Source organism: Buchnera aphidicola (Tetraneura ulmi) (assembly GCF_964058925.1).
In the GTDB taxonomy this organism is placed as follows: Bacteria; Pseudomonadota; Gammaproteobacteria; order Enterobacterales; family Enterobacteriaceae; genus Buchnera_D; species Buchnera_D aphidicola_B.
Map to the genome: position 1 here is coordinate 1 of NZ_OZ060368.1, position 3007 is coordinate 3007.

Sequence of the window (3007 nt, forward strand, 5' to 3'; positions counted from 1 at the left end):
TTATCCACAGGTTATCCACAGGTTATCCACAGGTTATCCACAGGTTATTCTAAAAAATTATTTTTTACCTTAAATTTGTAAAAAAGAGAGATTTAAAAAAATTTCCTAATATGTTTTATTTATAGCGGAAATTACAGCCATCGCCTTACTTTTACATTCTTCATTTTCTTCATTAGGAATAGAATCCAAAACAATTCCTGCACCAGCTTGAACGCAAGCAATTCCATCTCTAACATAAGCTGATCTAATTACGATACATGTATCTAAATCTCCTTCTCCTGTAAAATACCCAATAGCCCCCCCGTAACATTCTCTTACTTCTTTTTCTTCTGCAATAATTTGCATTGCACGTATTTTAGGTGCACCTGTTAAAGTACCCATATTCATACAACATTGGTACGCATGAAAAACATCTAAATCATTCTTCAATACTCCTTCTACTTTAGAAACTAAATGCATGACATGTGAATATCGATCTACTCTCATTAAATCAGAAACAAAACGAGTACCAGGTAAACTAATACGAGCTAAATCGTTCCTAGCAAGATCAACTAACATACAATGTTCAGCTAACTCTTTAGAATTAATTCTCATAGCCAATTCCATTTTATTGTCTTTATCTATATCGATACCTCCAGTAGAAAGAAAAGCACGAGGTCTTGTACCTGCTATAGGATGAATTTCGATTTTCCGATCTTTGGATGAATATTTTAAAGAACTTTCTGGTGAACAACCAAATAAAGTAAATCGACTATCTTGCATAAAAAACATATAAGGACTAGGGTTATTTTTTTTTAGATATATGTAAGATTTAAGAGGATGGGGACAAGGCAAAAAAAATTTTCTAGAAATGACAATTTGAAAAACATCTCCGTTAAGTATCATTCTTTTCATTTTTTTTATTCTATTTTTATAAATTTTAGAATCAGTTTCACAATCAATCCATTTATTCTTTTCCTCTTCAAAATTACTAAAAATATTTATTTTTTTACTTTTTTTTTTTAATTCTATTTTTTCTATTTGATTACAAATAATTTTAATTTTTTTTAAAATATTTAACTTTTCTTTTTCACTATCAGTAAATATATTTGTCTGCAATTTACATTCTTTTTTTTTATGATCGAAAATTAATAAATCTTCAGATAAATAAAAACAAAAATCCGGGTGTTTGTATTTAGAATTAAAAACCCTAGGAACAGGCTCAAAGTAAGAAATAAGATCATATGATACAATACCACCAAAAAATACCCCCATTTTGCTCTTTTCAGGGTTATCAATCGATTTTTTAATAACTCTTAAAGCATCAAAAACCGATATTAAAAATAATTTTCTATCTTCATCAACAAAACAATCAAAAATAGGAAAATGTATTTCTAATGTATTCCATTTTTTTTTTTTTATATTTACTGATTTATCATTTAAAACTGTAAAATCAATTGTTTTTAATAAAGACAAACCATTTTTTGAAACAGCTTCTATTTCAACAATATTTTTAAAGCATTGTATTTTAATTGCACTATTTATAATTAACATGCTTTCAATATTTTTTTTATCATGAACTGCAGCAGATTCTAACAACAACGTTTCAGATTTTTCTCGACAAATTTTATCAAAAACTAAAGAGGGTTCTTCATGATATTTACAAGTTGTGCGAATTATTTCATTTTTTGTTAGACGATGATTCATTTATTTCTCCAAAAAAAATTAGAAATTCAATTAAAATATTTTTTTTAAAAAAAAATATTTATTTTTTCCTAATGTTGTCTAAACGTAAAATTAATTTTTAAATAGGAGTGATGTTGGAAGGTATTATTAGTAGATTTAAATTAATTTTTTTTTTCGATCCATGAAATTGTATTTAATAAAACTTGATCTCCATAGGGTGTTAAAATAGATTCTGGGTGATACTGAAATCCAAATATTTTTTTTGATTTATTTTTTATACTCATAACTATTTCTTTATAAGTAGAATTTACGATGAAACCATTTGGAATTTTGTTACATATAAAAGAATGATATCTACCTACTTGTAGGGGGTTGCAAATATTTTTATAAATATCTAAACCATCGTGTTTAATTAAAGAAGTTTTACCATGTAAAATCTTTTTAGATAAAACTATACTGCCTCCAAAAACTTCAATTATTGCTTGAAAACCTAAACATATACCTATCATAGGTATTTTCGATTTAAAATTTTTAATCAAAGAAATCATACAACCTGCATTTTTAGGTACCCCTGGTCCAGGAGAAAAAACCAAAATAGGATTTTTCATACTAATGATTTTTTTCTCAATTTTTTTTTCTGAAATATAATTTCTAAAAATAGAAACTTTATATTTATTTTTTCTAAAAATATCAACTAAATTGTAAGTAAATGAATCTAAATTATCAATTAATAAAATCTCAAACATACAATCAACTTATATCTTTTTTTATAGTTTTTAGTTTTAATATATATAAATAATTTAAAAAATCAACTAAATTAAAATATAAAATAAAAAACTAAAAAGACTAAAAGATAAAGATATAATAATAATAATAATAAAAACAAGTATATTATTTAAATAAGAATAAATAATTTGAGATTTTTTTTTTTTAATATTATTTCGCTAAGTGTTTAATTTTATTGTTTTTTTTTAAGTTTTTATAGATGAAAAAATTAATTTTAATGAAATTTATTTACAGAAAAATAAAAGTTATCCACAGGATATACATGATTTATACAAATATTCCCCCTTAAAAATAAAAAAAACGAAAAATATTAATATCATATAAAAAAAAAATAATAATAAAATATTGATAAAAAATATTAAAAATTATTGTTTTTTCTTTTTAAAAACAATAACTTATAAAATTTTTTTTTAAAAACTTTGTTTTTTTTAATATTCCTAAAAAAAAATTCTCAATTTTTTCTAAAAAAAACTTTTTTTAAACAATTTTTAAAACTTAAGTAAGTTATTGTAGTAAAAAAGATTTTTAAATAAATAATCTTGTTATTTTTATTTAC

At 22.9% G+C, this 3007-nt stretch carries 2 protein-coding genes; both read right to left on the bottom strand.

What is annotated here, in order from left to right; translation table 11 throughout:
* Nucleotides 1–105 precede the first annotated feature (105 nt).
* Nucleotides 106–1686 (bottom strand): anthranilate synthase component 1, encoded by a 1581-nt coding sequence (locus tag AB4W66_RS02550; protein ID WP_367675105.1) that lies wholly within the window; start codon nucleotides 1684–1686, stop codon nucleotides 106–108.
* A gap of 140 nt (nucleotides 1687–1826) precedes the next feature.
* Entirely contained in the window at nucleotides 1827–2411 is a 585-nt protein-coding gene (locus tag AB4W66_RS02555) for an aminodeoxychorismate/anthranilate synthase component II (RefSeq protein WP_367675104.1), read from the bottom strand.
* Nucleotides 2412–3007: the final 596 nt, after the last annotated feature.